Source organism: Runella limosa DSM 17973 (genome assembly GCF_000482465.1).
GTDB lineage: Bacteria > Bacteroidota > Bacteroidia > Cytophagales > Spirosomataceae > Runella > Runella limosa.
In genome coordinates, this window is the sequence record NZ_KI519429.1 from 135,008 (window position 1) to 151,511 (window position 16,504).

The window sequence follows — 16,504 nt, forward strand, 5'->3', positions numbered from 1 at the left end:
GTGTGTACGTTGTGGTAAACGTACCTCTCTCTCCAGCGGGAGAGATTTGGAGTTTATTTTCACACTTGTATCATTAGTCAAACCAATGAAAATCAAGCACATACTTTTGTGCGGATGTTGCATTGTGTCTGCATGCAGCAACCCACAAAAAGACCAAGCCGAAAAGCTTGAAAAAGAGGTGATGATGATTCACGACGCCGTTATGCCCAAAATGGGAGAACTCGTTTCGTTAGAATCGGCCATCAGTAAACGTATTGCGTTACTGGATAGCGTCACCCACGACACCAGCGCTCAATCATCGCTCAAAAAAGCACTTCAACTGAGCAGTCAACTCAAAAAAGCGGACGACAGTATGATGGATTGGATGCACCGCTACAAGGGTGATTCACTCAAAAAACTCGCCCCCAGTGAGGCCATCAAGGCATTGACTCACGAAAAAATCAACATCGAACAAGTGAGCGACGACATGCTTAAAAGCATAGAAGAAGCTCAGAAATTCTTGAAACAACAATGAAAAATCTATATATCACGCTCCTCATTGTCTGCGGAGCTATTTTCCAACCACTTCACGCCCAGTCGCTAAAAGGGAAAATTTTTGACGCTGCCACCAAAGAACCAGTGATTGGGGCTACGATTCAAATCATCAATACCCACACGGGCGTTGTCAGCGATAACAACGGAACTTTCACTTTACAAAATGTAGGAGAAAGTGCTAAAATTCGTATTTCAACCATTGGATACGTTGCACAGGAAATAGACGTTACGTCAACGAGAATGCTGGCCATTGCGTTAGAACCCGCCGTTGAAAACCTACAAACGATTGTGGTGACGGGCAACCGTGAAGCAGCACTTCGTACCGAAACTCCCATCGCCATTTCAAAGCTTTCTCCCAAAATGATTGAGGAAGCCAAACCAACGGCCATTTATGAGGTCATCAACAAAACCCCTGGCGTCATAATGGTGAACCTCAACAACGAGCAGCACTCCATGTCGATTCGCCAACCGATGACAACCAACGCCTACTATCTTTACCTCGAAGATGGCGTACCTATTCGTCCAATGGGGGTGTTCAACCACAACTCATTGCTCGAAATGAACCAATTCACGGTGAGTTCCATCGAAGTAGTTAAAGGCCCAGTATCTTCGATTTATGGCCCCGAGGCCGTGGGAGGAGCGGTCAATTTTATCTCTCAACGCCCAACAGCGGTTCCTACAGCCCGCATTGGTCTCCAAGCCGATCAATGGGGCTATCGTCGCGTTCAGTACGGTGCAGGGGCTACGTTGGGTAAATTTGGGGTATATATTGGAGGCTTGGCCGCCGAGCAAAAAGACGCGTGGATGACTAGCTCCGATTACACTAAAAATGCGCAATACGCTCGTTTGGAGTATCATTTTACGCCAAAAACTCGCTTGATTTATACCCTTTCGTACGCAAAATACAACTCCCAAACCAGCGGAAGCGTTGACAGTATTGCTTTCTATAATCGCCAGTACATCAGCACCACTGATTTTACGTACCGAAAATCGTATTCGCTCCGCTCGCGTTTGACCCTCGAGCACGAATGGAAGAATGGTTCGCAATCTTTCTTTACGGTTTTTGGACGGGATAACAAACACGGACAAAATCCAAGTTATGGCATTCGTTGGACGTCGGGAGCGACTACGGCTCGCGGTGAAATAAACTCCAATGACTTCCAAAGCCTAGGCGTGATTGCCCAACACACGCAAAGGTTCGCGTTTCTCAATTCTAAAATTATTGCGGGAGGAACAATCGACTTTTCACCAAACAAGTATTGGTCGTACCAAATCGACCTAGCGGCGCAGCTGCGTGCCGACAAAAAATCGGTTGAAAAATACACAATTGTGAAAGAACGACCTGACATTCAGATCGCCAACTACGACGCCGACATCTTGAATTCAGCCTTCTATTTACAGTACGATTTTGAACCAATCAAAAACCTTCGTCTCTCGGCGGGTTTGCGCTACGACAATATGTCATTTGATTTCGTCAACAACTTAGACATTGACAAAACGACCAACCAAGCCGTTGGAGGAAGTAAATCGTACAAACAAACGACGCCAAAATTAGGCATAACCTATGATTTTGGTAACGGAAAAGGTATATACGCCAACTTCTCTAAAGGGTTTGCACCGTCGGGTCTAACGGCTATTTTCCGCAAACGCCCTACGCCTGCGCCCAACGGCGATTTGTTTTATTACAACTTGATACCAGCGACATTTACCAATGCCGAAGTGGGCGGATGGATTTCTTTGCTAAAAAACAAAATGTACATCGACGCTTCTTTGTACCAAATGAACGGCAGCAACGAGCTTCTTAACATCCGCCAACCTGATAACTCAACCGACTACCAAGCGGCGGGAAAAACGCTGCACAAAGGGATTGAACTTGGCATCACTTACAAGCCATCAAAGGAAGTATTTGCCCGAATCGGGGGAACGTATTCCGTTCACCGCTTCGTTGAGTTTATCCTCAGTCAAAAAGCATCGGATGCCCTCAAAGACGTGAATGGCAAAGATATGCCGTCGGCTCCTCGCTGGATGTGGAACGGAGAAATTAGCTATTATCCCAAATGGTTTAAAAACTTCCGTACGTCTGTTGAATGGCAACACCTAAGTAAGTGGTATCAAAACCAGGTGAATACTGTCGTGTATAATGGATACGATTTGGTCAACTTCCGTGCGGGGTATCAATGGAAAGGTATCGAGGTCTTCACCAACGTCATGAACTTGACCGACGCTTTGTACGCTACCAATGCGACTCGGGGCAATGCCTCTACCGACCGTACCACCTTTACTCCAGCCGCTCCACGCACCTTCATCTTAGGAGTGCAATACAGTTTTACTGGGAAGAAATAAGAGAAGAGGCTGGCTCGAATCGTCGAGCCAGCCTCTTATTACTTATCGCCGTAGTGATCCCTAAATGAATAGAATTCAATGCTTGTGTCAGTTACTTTATATACCATGCGGTGTTCATCTGTAATTCTACGAGACCACATTCCTCTATATTCATGTTTGAGTGGCTCTGGCTTTCCTTTACCCTCAAAAGGATTTCGTCGAGTTTCTTCAATGAGTTCCGAAATTTTGAAAAATATTTTTTTGTTCTCATTGACCCAGCTCATAAAATCTTCAAAGGCTTGCGGCGTGAACAGAATGTTTCTTGACGAGTTCATCGAATTCTTCAGGAGTAAAAGAAATTACGTTACCATTTTCCACAGATTCAATTCCTTTTTTAATTTTTTCAACTAAATAAGGATTAGTCATTATAGCCTCCGTTTCGTCCAATTCTGCCTCTTCAATCTCAATTTTTATTTTAATCGGGCTTTTACTACGACTGAACTGAGCTTTAATACGGCGAAAAAGCTGGTAATCAAATTCGGTCTCGGTAAGTTGATATGTTACAGTCATCTCTCTAATTTTTTAACAAATTTAACGAAAAACCTTATACCCAACCATTCATCTTTTATGAAATACCTTGTTTTGCTCCTCGCGCTGATAAGTGGCTTAGAACGAGTCACTCCCAAAACAGTTTTGCTCTCTGATCCTCAAAAAACAGGAACTACTCCCCGTTTTACCACCGACCACCGCAACCGCCCAGTATTAAGTTGGGTAGAAAAAGAAGGTGATAAAAGCTTGTTCTTTTTTGCCGTCTCCAACGACCAAGGCAAAACGTTTGGAGATAAAATTAACATCGGAGTCCCTACCAACTGCTCTGTACACGCCGAGGGGATGCCACGGGTTGCGTTTAAGGCTGACGGAACCATTTTTGCTACCTTTGAGCTAAAAAAACCGACCAAAGAAGCCCCAAGAGCATCTGATTTAATGTACGTTACGTCGGCCGACAATGGCCAAACTTGGTCTGCTCCCACAGCGATTCACCGCGACACCACGCCAGGCAAAGGCCATTCGTTTAGCGACGTCACTCGTTTACCAAATGGCGAATTAGGATTTGTGTGGCTAGACGACAAACTCGGAAAGTTTGAAGGAAGAAGCGTAAAATTTACCCAAAGCCTCGCCAATGGTGGTTTTTCGGAAGAAGTGGTGGTGGATTCAAACGCTTGCCAATGCTGTCGTACGGTGGTATTTGTCGATAATGCTGGCCAAATTCACCTTACTTACCGTGATTTGAACACCGACGGAACACGCGACATGAGTCACGTCGTATCAACTGACGGAGGCCGCACATTTTCCAACCCCAAATTAATTCATAATGATTTATGGAAAATCAACGCTTGCCCGCACACGGGTCCAAGCATGGCACAGGTAGGAAAAGACGTATTTGTGGCCTGGTTTAGTGGCACCTCCGCTCATCACGAGGCGGGTATTCGCATCGCCAAATTGGGGCAAGAAAAATTGTATTCTTCGGAGTTAAGCATTCGTGCTAAACACCCGCAATTGACCGCTTATCAAGGAAACTTGGTAGTAGTTTGGGACGAGTCGATGGAGAAAAATGACCAGTATTTTTCTAAAATAGCCCTTCGCTATCTTTACAAAAATGGAACCCAGAAAACGACCTACCTCACGGCCGACTTCGACAACGCCTCTTATCCAGTAGTATTGCCCACCTCGCAAGGATTATTGGTCGCGTATGAATTACAAAAACCTAACCAAGAGCCCGTTATCGTCGTCAGTCGAATTGATACGACTTTGTAGTTAGTAGAAACAAAAAAGCCCTCGTGATGAGCGAGGGCTTTTTAATTAGTCGTTGGTTTCCAACTTAAATATATGTTTCATCAGCACCCACTTTTCGCCTTCTTTGGCCATGGGCAACGCTTGCTGATAGTTCCACATCAATGCTTCCCACGCTTGTACCGCAGGATTTGCGGCATCGGCTGCTCCTTTTGCTTCAAATGAAAAATCCTCAGTGGTTTCCATTATCATAAAAAGGCGATTTCCGACCCGATAAATCTCCATGTCCGTTATCCCCGAAGAGACGATGCTTTCGGTAATAGCAGGTTGAAGCTTTTCGTGGTACTTTTCGTATTCAGCGATTAGTGTGGGATCATCCTTTAAATCAAGGGCGAGGCAATAGCGTGGCATCTGAGTTTCTGTGGTTTATTTTCCAAAAAGACCACCTAACAAGCCGCCAAGGCCTCCTGCACTACCCGCGTTGCCTGAGTTTCCACCCAAAAGGCTACCGCCGATGCGCATCACATCGTTCATATCTAATTTACCGTCAGCAAGGGCATAGCCAATTTGGTTAAAATCAAAACCACCTTGTTGTTGTTGCTGAGGAGCTTGTCCGCCCAACAACGACCCCATGATGCCGCCAAAGTCCATGCTGTTATCGTTAGGGTTGCTTGTTTTTGAAATCATTGAGCCAAGAACTCCTGGAAGAACTTGTGCGATGATGTTACCCGCTGCGCTGTTCGATAAGCCAAATTTCTCCATCAAGCTACCAATCGCGTTTTGAGCAATTCCAGCCACAATTGGATTGTTCATTAGGCTCCCACCTTGTCCAGCTTGACCTGACAAAAGGCCCATCAAGCCGCTCAAATTTCCGCCTTGCGCTTCGTTTTGCAAGCCTCCCACGACCGATTGGAACACTGTTTGCATGGCAGCATTGTTGTTCTGATTAGGGATGGCAGGGTTATTAACGATGGCTTCCTGAGAATTGTCTTGAATAAGACTCATTAATTGCTCTAACATTGTCTTGAAAAAGTTTTAAGTTTGGCTCAAATTTAGAGATAATTTTAAAATGGAAAACATCCAAAAAGAGAATCTTGAGAATATCCCTCCTGTTGTTTCCGATATTGAGACGCAATGGCAGGCAGAAGTCACTAATTTATTGCCTAATTTGTTGTATCCTAGCGAATCGGATGAACCTTTGGAATGGATTGATATTGCACAGGTACAACCATCCCCATTGACAATCAACAACTTATTGGTATATCTTTCCGTCCCATTAGATACCTTTGTGGAGGAGATGAGTGTCGAAAATTTTTGGACTCCCGTCACCACAATAGAAGAATGGTACGAAGAGGAAGAGCGCCAAGCGGTAGCACAATTTTCACAACTTAAAAGTTTATTGGAAACCCATTTGAAAAATTTCCAAGCTTTTAGAGTAGGACAAACTGAAATTGACCTGTATTTACTAGGACAGACTACCAATGACCAATGGGCAGGTTTAAAAACCAAAATAATCGAAACATAAATCAAACCACCATAACATTTATTATTTTTTGAATACCATGTACCAAGACGCCACAATTTCAGAAGTTAACGAAGCGATGCAGCGCGCCTACGCGGCTTTTTTGGAATATCGCCACAAAAGCGGTAAAGAAAAAGCCACATTTATTCGGGCCGTTGCCGACGAAATAGAAGCCCTCGGAGAGGCTGTCATTGAAGTAGCCATGCGCGAAACGCACCTGCCGTCGGTGCGCTTAACGGGCGAACGCGGACGTACCTGTAACCAACTTCGCAACATTGCTGAGGTGGTTGCGGAGGGTTCGTGGGTGGACGCCACCATCGACACGGCCATTCCTGACCGCCTACCATTACCCAAACCAGATATTCGCAATATGCTCGTTCCCATCGGGCCAGTCGTGGTATTTGGGGCAAGTAATTTTCCATTTGCTTACTCAACAGCGGGTGTTGACCCCGCAGCGGCTTGGGGTGCGGGTTGCCCTGTAGTCCTAAAAGCCCACCCTGCTCACCCCGAAACGTCTGAGATGGTTGCGGGTGCGGTTCGCAAAGCGATTGAAAAAACAGGTATGCCACAAGGGCTTTTTGAGCACTTGCAAGGAGCGGGTTTTGAAGTTGGGAAAGCGCTTGTATTGCACCCCAAAACGGCCGCAGTAGGCTTCACAGGTTCGTTTGTGGGAGGAAAAGCCTTGTTCGACTTGGCCAACCAACGTCCCGTACCTATTCCTGTTTTTGCCGAAATGGGCAGTACCAATCCCGTTTTCCTCCTACCTGACGCCCTTGATAAAGAAGCAGTAAAATACGCAAAACTCTACGCAGGTTCTATCACGGGAGGCATGGGACAGTTTTGTACCAAACCAGGCTTGATTATTGGGGTAGAAGGCGAAGGACTCGATACGTTTAGCACAACCCTTGCCAACGAAATCCGTCAAATCGCTCCTGTACCTATGTTACACGCGGGAATTGCGAAAGCATTCCGTGCCAAGCGCAGTGAAGTCATTGGCCACGAAGCCGTAACGATAGACGCTGAAACCGAAGGAACTTACCAAGATTTAGACGGTATCCCGTCGGTGGCTTCGGTCAATGGCGACGACTTTTTACAAAATACAACCCTGCACCAAGAAGTATTTGGCCCTTTTTCATTGATTATCAAGTGCAAAGACACGGCCGAAATGAACGACATCATCGAACATTTGGAAGGACAGCTTACTTGCACCGTCATTGGAACTGATGCCGACCTCGCCAACGCCGCTGATTTGATTGCGGCCGTGAGCCTTTTGTGCGGTCGGGTGCTTCTCAATGGCGTTCCGACGGGTGTAGAAGTTTGCGCAGCGATGCAGCACGGTGGGCCTTTCCCCGCCAGTACCGACGGTCGTTTTGGTTCGGTAGGTGCTCATGCCATCAAGCGTTTTGTGCGTCCGTTGGCGTACCAAAACTTTCCACAACACCTTCTCCCCGACGAGCTCAAAGACGGAAACCCATTAGGAATCTGGAGAATGGTAAATGCGAATTGGGAAAAGTAATTAAAAATAAAAGGCAAGGAGCAAATTGCAAGAGGCAAAATAAAAGGTGCTTAGAAATTTCTAAGCACCTTTTATTTTGCCGTTCCTGTCTGATTTTTCGTCCTTCATCCCGAAAGACTTGAATCCTCACCCAATGTCGCTTATTTTCGTTTCAACAATTTAACCTTAACTACTGATAGATATGATTGCGTTTGGAATAATCGCTGTACTCGCTTTTTTACTCGTTTGGATGACCATCAAGGTGGTTCCACAGCAAACCGCTTTTGTGGTCGAGCGCTTGGGCAAGTTTTACGGGGTGCTTCAGCCTGGTATCAACTGGGTCGTACCCTTTTTTGACCGTATCGCTTATAAACATAGCCTAAAAGAAAAAGCGATTGATATACCAGAACAAATTTGTATCACCCGCGACAACGTACAGGTTCGCGTGGACGGCGTTTTGTTTTTACAGGTGGTCGATCCTCAGCGTGCTTCCTACGGAATCAACGATTACGTATTTGCCGTGACTCAGTTGGCCCAAACCACCATGCGTTCGGAGATGGGAAAAATTGACCTTGATAAAACCTTTGAAGAACGTACCACCGTTAACCACGCCGTGGTGCAAGCCATCGACGAGGCGGCGATTGGCTGGGGTGTAAAAATGCTCCGTTACGAAATAAAAAATATTACCCCTCCGCAAAGCGTTCTTCACGCAATGGAGAAACAAATGCAAGCCGAACGCGAGCGCCGTGCGTTGATTTTGCAATCGGACGGGGAGAAAATGGCCGCTATCAATCAGGCCGAAGGTCAGAAACAAAAAGTTGTTTTAGAATCTGAAGCATTAAAATTGCGCCAAATCAACGAATCGGAAGGACAAGCAGCCGCCATTAAGTCGGTAGCCGATGCCACTGCCGACAGTATTCGGGTGATTGCAGCGTCCCTTCAAGAAAAAGGCGGTATGGATGCCGTTCAATTGAAAGTAGCCGAACAAATGGTACAACAGTTCGGAAACTTAGCTAAGAGTACCAATACGATGATTCTCCCTGCCAACTTTGGAGACATGTCTTCGATGATTGCCACAGCGATGAGCATCGTTAAGCAACAGGAAAAAAAATAATTAACCATTAATTTTTACCCGAAATGGAAATCTCATCCACCCAAATTTGGATTATCGTTGGAGTAGTGATGCTCATAGCAGAATTACTTTCAGTATCTTTCGTATTTGCTTTTATTGGTGTGGGGGCATTCGTAACTGCTTTTTTAACGTGGATGGGCGTATTGCCCATGATTAATGCGCAATTGTTCTGTTTTTCGGTCGTGTCCGTTTTGTCACTGTTTGCGTTTAGAAAACCGCTTCAAGCACTCACCAAAAAATCGTCGGACAAGTCGCTGGAGTACTCTGAGTACGTGGGCGATAAAGCAACCGTCGTCATCGACATCCCTGTCGATGGCGAAGGGAAGGTTTTTTACCGAGGTACCGAATGGATTGCCCTCTCGAAATCGCACGAGCGTATTCACAAAGGCAAATCAGTTGTTATTCAAGAACTCGACGGCATTCGCCTCATTGTTGCAGAATAAAACACAAGTAACCAACTATTTACACAAAAAAAGTCGCTGTTAAGCAGCGACTTTTTTTGTAGTATTTCCAACCATTTTCACCAAAAGCAAGTCTTCATAGAAAAATACAAGGCTATGCGTTTACTATTGATTTTCGCTTTTTTATTGGCAATGACGGGTTGTGAAAAAGAGCTACCTCCAGAATGTGTGGAGAAGCCCGTTGACTCCTTTAATTGCTATCTTAGCTATGCGCCCGTTTGTGGTTGCAATGGTAAAACATACAGCAACGCTTGCTTTGCCGAAGCGTATGGCATTGTCAATTATACCCAAGGTGAGTGCAAAAAATAATTAGTATTTGAACGGCTTTCCACCTGCCAATACTTCTTGTGATTTTGCATCAAACGTCACGCGCTGACCTGTGCGGTAGGCAGCATTGGCCATAATGGTCGCGATTGAGTGCTGGTATCCTGCCTCAATCGGTGCATTGGGCTGCTTACGGCTACGCACACACTCCATCCAGTTTTTGATGTGATTGAACGTAAGTGGATCGTTGCCTGTATTGGCACTGGTTTCTACTTTCGCTCCCTCTAACTTCATCGTTGGCAACAAGTTAGCTGGCAAGCCCATTGCTTTAGCCTCGCGCTCACGCAAACCACCCGTTGGGCTGATTTCGTTGGTGTCAAGGTTAATCATACCACCGTTTGAGTAGTACAACTCCTTGGTTTCACCCGCTGAGTTAGAAAAACGGCTGGTGAATTGTACTTGGAAACCTGTTTTTGGATCATCCAATGGGCCGTAATCAAACACTACCGTCAACGTATCTGGGTTGGTACGGCCATCTTTCCACTGGTAAATCCCGCCGTTGGCTACGGCCGAACGTGGGTGTGGCAAGCCGCTGAACCAGTGTACAGTATCAATTTGGTGACTCATCCATTGGCCTGGAATCCCCGATGAATACGGCCAGAACAAGCGGTATTCTAAGTATTTACGTGGGTCAAAAGCTGTTTTAGGGCGGTTAAGTTGATAACGCATCCAGTCCACATCCGACTCTTTCAAATCTTTGGTCAATTCGGGACGGCGCCAGCGACCAGGCTGATTGACGTTCCACATCAATTCTACCATTACGATGGGGCCAAACTTACCTGACTTGATAAAATCAGCCGCTGCCCAGTAGTTTTCTCCACTACGACGCTGCGAACCAATCTGTACAATTTTGCCCGATGCTTTTACGGCTTTCAATACCGCACGGTTGTCTTCCATGGTTTCCGAAAGCGGTTTTTCGGCATACACATCGCAGCCTGCTTGCACGGCTTCAATGGTATGAATGGCGTGTTGGAAATCGGCCGTACTCATAAAAACGGCGTCCACCACTTTGGCATCGTACATTTCTTCATTGTTACGGAACGCTTTCACGTTGCCGCCTAATTGTTTGTCCAAATAGGCTTTTCCTTCGTCACGGCGGCGGTTCCAAATGTCGGAAATCGCCGTCATTTCAAAGTTCATTTGTTTTGAAAGTTCCTTAAATGGCCCGACGTGTGACGAACGGTGACGGTCTGAAAAACCAACTACCCCAACTCGTACGCGGTCATTGGCACCAATGATTTTGGCATAACTACTTGCCGACATGGCCGTTGCGGCACTGGCTAAAATAGATTTTTCTATAAATTCTCTGCGTTGCATGAGCGGAAACTTTGTTTAGTATGTCATTACAGAAGACAACCTTTTTTCCTATTTACTTCCTAAAGGCACAAAAATCCTACCTAAAATCCCATAAAATTTACGCAAACGTTCCCGACTGTAAGTCTCTAATTCAGGGGTTTGTGACGCGGGCTATCCATAATAACCCGCGCCACACCCGTCGGGATGTGAGCATCCCTCCCCACAGCACACACTCATCGGGATATGAGCATCCCTCCTCACGACACACACTCGTCGGGATGTAAGCATCCCTCTCCATGGCAGGCACTCGTCGGGATGTGAGCATCCCTCCCCACGGCACGCACTCGTCGGGATGTAAGTATCCCTCTCCACGACACACGCTCGTCGGGATGTGAGCATCCCTCTCCACTTCATTCTATTCGACACTCTGCATTCTCCCCTCGACATTCCCCACTGGTCCTGCGTTGATGATTTCTTCTGAACAACCGTCTTTATAGGTTTCAAAGTTTTTGTTAAAAAGTGATGCCAATTTTTTCGCCGTTGCGACATAGTCCTCTTGGCTTGTCCACGTATTTTGTGGAATCAATAATTCACTCGGAACAGCAGCGCACGACGTTGGAATTTCAAGCCCAAAAATAGCATCGACGACCGTAGCTGCATTGGCCAATTCGCCGTTGTGAATCGCATCCAAAATAGCACGGGTATAGCGCAATTTTATCCGTGAACCCACACCATAAGCCCCACCCGTCCAGCCTGTGTTCACTAGCCACACATGGGTATTATTTTCTTGGATTTTTTGGGCCAATAATTCCGCGTATTTGCTCGGGTGCCACACCATAAACGCCGCCCCAAAACAAGCAGAGAAGGTCGCTGTCGGCTCGGTTACGCCCATTTCAGTGCCCGCTACTTTGGCCGTATAGCCACTAATAAAATGGTACATAGCCTGCGCAGGTGTTAGTTTAGAAACGGGCGGAAGCACTCCGTAGGCATCACAGGTCAAGAAAATGATGTTTTTGGGATGACCACCCACGCACGGTATTTTAGCGTTTGGAATAAACTCAATGGGGTACGAAGCGCGGGTGTTTTCCGTAATAGAGGTATCGTCGTAATCAACTTCGTGCGTTGTCGGGTCATAAACGACGTTTTCTAACACCGTACCAAACTTGATAGCTTGGAAAATTTCTGGTTCTTTTTCAGCACTTAAATTGACGGCTTTGGCGTAGCATCCACCCTCAATGTTAAACACCCCATCGGCCGACCAACAGTGCTCATCGTCGCCAATCAATTGACGGTGTGGGTCAGCAGAAAGGGTTGTTTTTCCCGTTCCACTTAGGCCAAAAAACAAAGAAACATCGCCATCAGCGCCTTCATTGGCCGAGCAGTGCATTGATAGCACGCCGATTTTGGGCATGATGTAGTTCATAATTGTGAACACCCCTTTTTTCATCTCACCCGCGTACTCCGTTCCCAAAATCACAAACTGCTTGCGCTCAAAACACAAGTCAATGCTCGTCCGAGAGTTCATGTGGGTAGTATAGGGATTGGCTGGAAACTCTCCCGCGTTGTAAATCACGTAATCAGGTTCGCCAAACGTCGCTAGTTCCTCTTGCGTTGGCCGAATCAGCATGTTGTTCATAAACAAGGCATGATAAGGACGCGTACAAATCACCCGTACTTTGATGCGGTACGTAGGATCCCAACCCGCAAACCCGTCCACAACGTACATCCGCGTGCGGGTATTAAAATAGTCGATGGCCCGCTGAATATTGATGTTGAACGTATGCTCATCCATTTTGATGTTCACATTTCCCCACCAAATATCATTGACACTTTCGGGGCGTTCGATGATACGTTTGTCTTTAGGGCTGCGACCCGTTTTTTCGCCCGAATCGAGCATCAACGCACCTTTGTCAGAAATGGCCGCCACTTTTTCGTACAAAATGGCCATTTGGTACAACTGAGCGGGCGACGCATTGCGAATTGTCTCTTTGTTTTTGATACCGTACTGGAGAAGGTTGAATGAAGTGCTCATAAGAGAAAGTGAATGGTTGATGACATTTTGGTCAAAAAAGAGGAATAAATAATCCTCCCAAATGTACAAACCAATCCCTAACGAAACACAGGATAACCGTCACATTTTCAGCACTTTTATGCTAAATAAGTAATGATAAATGTCATTATTGTTTTTTATTCTCCAACACCCAAAGCCCCCTTAACGACTGATTGATAGGGTTATGATAAGAAGGGCGTTCGAGGTAGCCGAGCAAGAGGTCGGTGTCGCCGTCGCGGTCGTAATCGGCTTTTTCCATCAGCATCCATTTGTCTTGGCGGGGTTGGGCAAAGGTTGTGGCTTTAAATTTCAGGCTGCCTTGATTTTCCAAAAACACAAATCCTTCTTGGGGTTTGGCGGGGAAATACGAAATCGCAGCGATGTCGATGTCACCGTCTTTATCAAAATCTTCAGCCAGGGCCTTTGCGGCACCGTTTAAGCCAAAAAAGTAAGCTTCTTTGAAGTGCAAATGCCCGTCGTTTAAGAAAATACGAATCCCGTGGTAGGGTTTTAAAATCATGGAATAATCGGCATTGTCGCCGTTGGCATAAAGAATATCAATATTTCCATCACCATTAAAATCAGCCAATTCGGCGTAGCTAGAGCCATACACGGGCGGGAAACGATGCAGTATTTGTTTTTCAAAACGTCCACCACCACGGTTGTAATAGACTGCCATTTGTTCATCACCTTGCGCCAACAACACAAAATAATCGAGCTTACCGTCACGGTTAAAATCGTAAGGCTGAACCACCCTCGCCCCTGCCAACGCATCCAATTGAAACGCTTGGTAGGTATCATTAGGCAGTTGTTTGTACCACGAAAATTGCCCCAAATGAAACCCAAACTCACACACCATCATATCTTTGAGGCCATCGCCATCCACGTCCGTAACGTACTGACTCACAGGCCGACGAAGTTTAGAAATTAAGGTTTTTGAATCCCATTTTTTCCCATCAGCCGCCTTTTTATACTGAACCATTGTTCCCGTCATTTTGTCGTTGGGATCCATGATACCCATCGCCAGCGCATTGAGGCTTCCATCGGCATTGAAATATACATCCGATGGCGCCGACCCTACGCTAATCGAGTCTGTTCGCTTAAATTGCGCATCCAAAATATGAATCTTTCCCGTACGCGTACCGACGTATAACTTTTGGGCTTTGTCATCAAATTTTAGCATCGACACCATCGGCAGTTTTTCTACGTCTGGGACATCCGTTTTGGGAGCAAACAGCGTCAAATCACTTGAAATGGGGTAATTTTTAGATGAATCGGGAAGTTTTTCGGGCGCATTGGTAAGGTAATATTTCACAATTTTCTCCCACTCTTCTTTGGAAAGAATGGGGGTTTCTGGGTAAATATTCGCTTGCGTAAATGCAATAATTTCGTCGGTTGACAACTCTCCATACACGCTCATTGTTGGGGCAGGCTCTACCCCCAACCGAAGCGCCATTTGGGGTAAAACACCCTTTTCCCACGTTTTTTTGTCCAACAAACTAGGAGAAGGCATCTCGTGACAACCACCACAATAACTCTGCGCAAGTCGTTCCTCTTCCGACTTTGAACTGAAATTACAGGCGTTTATTAACAGCATTAGTGCCCCAAATGCAATAATTTTTCTCATAGGAAGTGTTTACTTTGTACTCAAAAGCGAAAAACGGCCCTAAAACTACGCAATGAAATCCACAACTTCTTTCTTTTGGCGACTTCACCAAGTATTCTTTATTTATACGCTATTGGTATATGGGCTTGCTTTTTTTACGTTCACGGGGCATTGGGTGGCGGGCTTTTTAATGATGAGTTTGCCCGTAGTGGTTCTGCTTCACTTGGTCATATTTTGCTACTTTTTACTACGTAAATCTTCAAAAATGACCCTTTCAGGCGCAGCACTGTTGCTGAGTTTTCCCTTTTGGAGCCGTACTTTTCAGTTTTCTTGGGTCGCGCCTCCTGCACCTGAGAAACAAGAATTGACTGTTTTGTCGTACAACGTTATGTCGTTTGACGCATACAATTTTATTCAAAACATCCACCCCGAAAACAACCAAGCCATGCTTGAGTGGGTCAAAGGGCTGAAGACCGACATCCAGTGTTATCAGGAATTTTACAACTCCGATACGCGCCCCCATTTGAATACATTAAAACAACTCAAAAAAGTAGGGTATCCGTATTATACCGTTTTGCACCCCGACGTAGCTCCCCGCGAACAGCACTGCATGGGCCTAGCGATTGTTTCAAAATACCCCATTATCGACCGTGGGGAGGTTGAATTTCACGACCAAAATGGCTTGCTTTTTGCCGACATTGTGATTCGGAAAGACACCATTCGGGTCATTAACTTGCACTTACGCTCGATGATTGTTCGCTTTGGTGGATTGAAAGAAGCTTACGTTGAAAAAGACTATAAACAAGGCAAAAAAGAAGCAAAAAAAGTCACCCAACGCCTCAAAATGGGGTTTATCCACCATTCCGAAGAGGCTGATGTGTTGCTAGAATGGATACAAAAAAGTCCCCATCCTGTGTTGGTATGTGGCGATTTCAACGAGGTTCCGTACGGCTATGTATATGGCGAAGTTCGGTCTATGCTCGCCAATGCCTTTGAAGAAAAGGGCCACGGATTTGGGTTTTCGTACCGCAATACGCCACGCTTTATCCGAATCGACAACCAATTTTTTGACAAAAAAAAGCTGGAAGCCATCGACTTCCAGACCCGAAGAGACATTCCTTACTCCGACCACTACCCCGTCATTGGGCGTTACAGGTTGTTGTAATAGGCAAAAATTTTGGCCATATCTGCCCGCGATTTCATGCTTAGGTCGTTGGTTTTGATGAATTTTTCAACGTCGTCGGCGCGGTCACCCAAGGCTTCCAATAGTTTCTTTTTAGATGTCCCAATCTGAAACAACGTGTTGCCTCGAACGGCGAAATACTGCGGGCTTTTTGAAATTTTGGTATCCCGACTTCCCGTGCCAAGTGCTTCGTTGAAGGAGGGTTTAATGATGTTTAGTTTGGTATATTCCACCAACGAAATTCGCCCTGCGGCAATCAGCTCCATAAATCCTTGCACGGGTTCTTCCGCCCGAAATTGCCTGGCATTCATAAACACGCGGCGTTCGACCCCTTCAATCGTAAAAAAGCGCACCATGCTCCCACTCACCGCCCGAATTTCGTTGGCAGGCGTTTTGATTTCCACTTCGTTGGCGTACAAATCGAGGCGAATCGGCACGTTGGCAATGCTATCGCCTTCGCGGCCAGGAGGCCCAATTTTTTGAAATAACTTAATGCTTCCTTCTTTCCAAGTAGAATCGAGGTACGGATTTCCGACCACTTCCCCGCGCGGCCCTTTGATACCAAAAAGCCCCACGTTGGCGTTGAGTGGAACCTTTAGTCCTTCGGTGTTCATCATATCCCGAGCCACGTTACTCATGCCATTGGTTGTGTTTTGGGCAACTGCGACGGACGCCCATCCCGCCAGAAAAAAGAAGAATATTTTTTGAAACATAATCGTAAAAAAGAAGAGGTTATGGTTTGTGAGTCAACGTAAAGCTACAATGATTTCTTATTTACTGCGTGGCCA

Annotated in this window: 18 protein-coding genes; 9 read left to right on the forward strand and 9 right to left on the reverse strand. The window is 46.0% G+C overall.

The features are described from left to right. Positions 1-85: 85 nt before the first annotated feature. Together K339_RS0129330 and K339_RS0129335 are read left to right on the forward strand one after the other, a co-directional pair. On the forward strand, positions 86-514 hold the full coding sequence (locus K339_RS0129330) for a hypothetical protein (protein ID WP_051398343.1): 429 nt from the start codon (positions 86-88) through the stop codon (positions 512-514). Next, positions 511-2,877, forward strand: coding sequence for a TonB-dependent receptor (locus K339_RS0129335; RefSeq protein WP_028526784.1), 2,367 nt, complete (start codon positions 511-513; stop codon positions 2,875-2,877). Before K339_RS0129330 ends, K339_RS0129335 begins: the two co-directional genes overlap by 4 nt. Before the next feature lie 38 nt (positions 2,878-2,915). On the opposite strand, the gene K339_RS0129340 is transcribed toward K339_RS0129335, so the two are convergent. Together K339_RS0129340 and K339_RS0129345 are read right to left on the reverse strand one after the other, a co-directional pair. Next, positions 2,916-3,191, reverse strand: a complete 276-nt coding sequence (locus K339_RS0129340; RefSeq protein WP_037302208.1) for a Txe/YoeB family addiction module toxin — start codon at positions 3,189-3,191, stop codon at positions 2,916-2,918. After that, a complete protein-coding gene (locus K339_RS0129345; RefSeq protein ID WP_028526786.1) occupies positions 3,148-3,426 on the reverse strand; it encodes a hypothetical protein in 279 nt (92 codons plus the stop codon). The genes K339_RS0129340 and K339_RS0129345 overlap by 44 nt, the downstream gene beginning before the upstream one ends. A gap of 57 nt (positions 3,427-3,483) precedes the next feature. On the opposite strand from K339_RS0129345, the gene K339_RS0129350 reads away from it, so the two are divergent. Continuing rightward, positions 3,484-4,671 (forward strand): exo-alpha-sialidase, encoded by a 1,188-nt coding sequence (locus tag K339_RS0129350; protein ID WP_028526787.1) that lies wholly within the window; start codon positions 3,484-3,486, stop codon positions 4,669-4,671. A 45-nt stretch (positions 4,672-4,716) separates the two neighbouring features. Here K339_RS0129350 and K339_RS0129355 read toward each other — a convergent pair whose 3' ends face one another. Together K339_RS0129355 and K339_RS0129360 are read right to left on the reverse strand one after the other, a co-directional pair. After that, positions 4,717-5,058 carry an L-rhamnose mutarotase gene (locus tag K339_RS0129355; RefSeq protein ID WP_028526788.1) on the reverse strand — a complete coding sequence of 114 codons (342 nt, stop codon included), beginning with the start codon at positions 5,056-5,058 and terminating at the stop codon, positions 4,717-4,719. A gap of 15 nt (positions 5,059-5,073) precedes the next feature. Further along, positions 5,074-5,667, reverse strand: coding sequence for a hypothetical protein (locus tag K339_RS0129360; protein WP_028526789.1), 594 nt, complete (start codon positions 5,665-5,667; stop codon positions 5,074-5,076). Positions 5,668-5,716: 49 nt separating this feature from the next. Between K339_RS0129360 and K339_RS0129365 the strand changes: the two genes are divergently transcribed. The 5 genes from K339_RS0129365 (at position 5,717) to K339_RS0129385 (ending at position 9,566) form a co-directional block, all read left to right on the forward strand. Continuing rightward, positions 5,717-6,172 (forward strand): nuclease A inhibitor family protein, encoded by a 456-nt coding sequence (locus tag K339_RS0129365; RefSeq protein ID WP_037302210.1) that lies wholly within the window; start codon positions 5,717-5,719, stop codon positions 6,170-6,172. Positions 6,173-6,209: 37 nt separating this feature from the next. Next, on the forward strand, positions 6,210-7,685 hold the full coding sequence (locus tag K339_RS0129370) for an aldehyde dehydrogenase (NADP(+)) (RefSeq protein WP_028526791.1): 1,476 nt from the start codon (positions 6,210-6,212) through the stop codon (positions 7,683-7,685). A 181-nt stretch (positions 7,686-7,866) separates the two neighbouring features. Then, positions 7,867-8,778, forward strand: a complete 912-nt coding sequence (locus K339_RS0129375; RefSeq protein ID WP_051398344.1) for an SPFH domain-containing protein — start codon at positions 7,867-7,869, stop codon at positions 8,776-8,778. 23 nt (positions 8,779-8,801) lie between these two features. After that, positions 8,802-9,239, forward strand: a complete 438-nt coding sequence (locus K339_RS0129380; RefSeq protein ID WP_028526793.1) for an NfeD family protein — start codon at positions 8,802-8,804, stop codon at positions 9,237-9,239. A gap of 114 nt (positions 9,240-9,353) precedes the next feature. Continuing rightward, positions 9,354-9,566: a Kazal-type serine protease inhibitor domain-containing protein gene (locus K339_RS0129385; protein ID WP_028526794.1), complete on the forward strand. Its 213-nt coding sequence runs from the start codon at positions 9,354-9,356 to the stop codon at positions 9,564-9,566. Here the strand turns inward: K339_RS0129385 and K339_RS0129390 are convergent, their stop codons facing one another. From K339_RS0129390 to K339_RS0129400, 4 genes are all read right to left on the reverse strand, one after another. Then, complete coding sequence (locus K339_RS0129390) at positions 9,567-10,898, reverse strand: Gfo/Idh/MocA family protein (protein WP_028526795.1); 1,332 nt, start codon at positions 10,896-10,898, stop codon at positions 9,567-9,569. 130 nt (positions 10,899-11,028) lie between these two features. Continuing rightward, positions 11,029-11,256: a hypothetical protein gene (locus tag K339_RS37350; RefSeq protein ID WP_157607785.1), complete on the reverse strand. Its 228-nt coding sequence runs from the start codon at positions 11,254-11,256 to the stop codon at positions 11,029-11,031. Positions 11,257-11,292: 36 nt separating this feature from the next. Further along, entirely contained in the window at positions 11,293-12,909 is a 1,617-nt protein-coding gene (gene pckA, locus K339_RS0129395) for a phosphoenolpyruvate carboxykinase (ATP) (protein ID WP_028526796.1), read from the reverse strand. Between the two features lie 145 nt (positions 12,910-13,054). Further along, a complete protein-coding gene (locus K339_RS0129400; RefSeq protein WP_028526797.1) occupies positions 13,055-14,554 on the reverse strand; it encodes an FG-GAP repeat domain-containing protein in 1,500 nt (499 codons plus the stop codon). 52 nt (positions 14,555-14,606) lie between these two features. Between K339_RS0129400 and K339_RS0129405 the strand changes: the two genes are divergently transcribed. Then, positions 14,607-15,698 carry an endonuclease/exonuclease/phosphatase family protein gene (locus tag K339_RS0129405; protein ID WP_028526798.1) on the forward strand — a complete coding sequence of 364 codons (1,092 nt, stop codon included), beginning with the start codon at positions 14,607-14,609 and terminating at the stop codon, positions 15,696-15,698. Here the strand turns inward: K339_RS0129405 and K339_RS0129410 are convergent. After that, positions 15,683-16,429, reverse strand: a complete 747-nt coding sequence (locus K339_RS0129410) for a hypothetical protein (RefSeq protein ID WP_028526799.1) — start codon at positions 16,427-16,429, stop codon at positions 15,683-15,685. The genes K339_RS0129405 and K339_RS0129410 overlap by 16 nt on opposite strands. Positions 16,430-16,504 lie beyond the last annotated feature (75 nt).

Coding starts and splice junctions, on each gene's coding strand:
- K339_RS0129330 (WP_051398343.1), top strand. CDS start 86: ATGAAAATCAAGCACATACTTTTGTGCGGATGTTGCATTGTGTCTGCA.
- K339_RS0129335 (WP_028526784.1), top strand. CDS start 511: ATGAAAAATCTATATATCACGCTCCTCATTGTCTGCGGAGCTATTTTC.
- K339_RS0129340 (WP_037302208.1), bottom strand. CDS start 3,191: ATGAACTCGTCAAGAAACATTCTGTTCACGCCGCAAGCCTTTGAAGAT.
- K339_RS0129345 (WP_028526786.1), bottom strand. CDS start 3,426: ATGACTGTAACATATCAACTTACCGAGACCGAATTTGATTACCAGCTT.
- K339_RS0129350 (WP_028526787.1), top strand. CDS start 3,484: ATGAAATACCTTGTTTTGCTCCTCGCGCTGATAAGTGGCTTAGAACGA.
- K339_RS0129355 (WP_028526788.1), bottom strand. CDS start 5,058: ATGCCACGCTATTGCCTCGCCCTTGATTTAAAGGATGATCCCACACTA.
- K339_RS0129360 (WP_028526789.1), bottom strand. CDS start 5,667: ATGTTAGAGCAATTAATGAGTCTTATTCAAGACAATTCTCAGGAAGCC.
- K339_RS0129365 (WP_037302210.1), top strand. CDS start 5,717: ATGGAAAACATCCAAAAAGAGAATCTTGAGAATATCCCTCCTGTTGTT.
- K339_RS0129370 (WP_028526791.1), top strand. CDS start 6,210: ATGTACCAAGACGCCACAATTTCAGAAGTTAACGAAGCGATGCAGCGC.
- K339_RS0129375 (WP_051398344.1), top strand. CDS start 7,867: ATGATTGCGTTTGGAATAATCGCTGTACTCGCTTTTTTACTCGTTTGG.
- K339_RS0129380 (WP_028526793.1), top strand. CDS start 8,802: ATGGAAATCTCATCCACCCAAATTTGGATTATCGTTGGAGTAGTGATG.
- K339_RS0129385 (WP_028526794.1), top strand. CDS start 9,354: ATGCGTTTACTATTGATTTTCGCTTTTTTATTGGCAATGACGGGTTGT.
- K339_RS0129390 (WP_028526795.1), bottom strand. CDS start 10,898: ATGCAACGCAGAGAATTTATAGAAAAATCTATTTTAGCCAGTGCCGCA.
- pckA (WP_028526796.1), bottom strand. CDS start 12,909: ATGAGCACTTCATTCAACCTTCTCCAGTACGGTATCAAAAACAAAGAG.
- K339_RS0129400 (WP_028526797.1), bottom strand. CDS start 14,554: ATGAGAAAAATTATTGCATTTGGGGCACTAATGCTGTTAATAAACGCC.
- K339_RS0129405 (WP_028526798.1), top strand. CDS start 14,607: ATGAAATCCACAACTTCTTTCTTTTGGCGACTTCACCAAGTATTCTTT.
- K339_RS0129410 (WP_028526799.1), bottom strand. CDS start 16,429: ATGTTTCAAAAAATATTCTTCTTTTTTCTGGCGGGATGGGCGTCCGTC.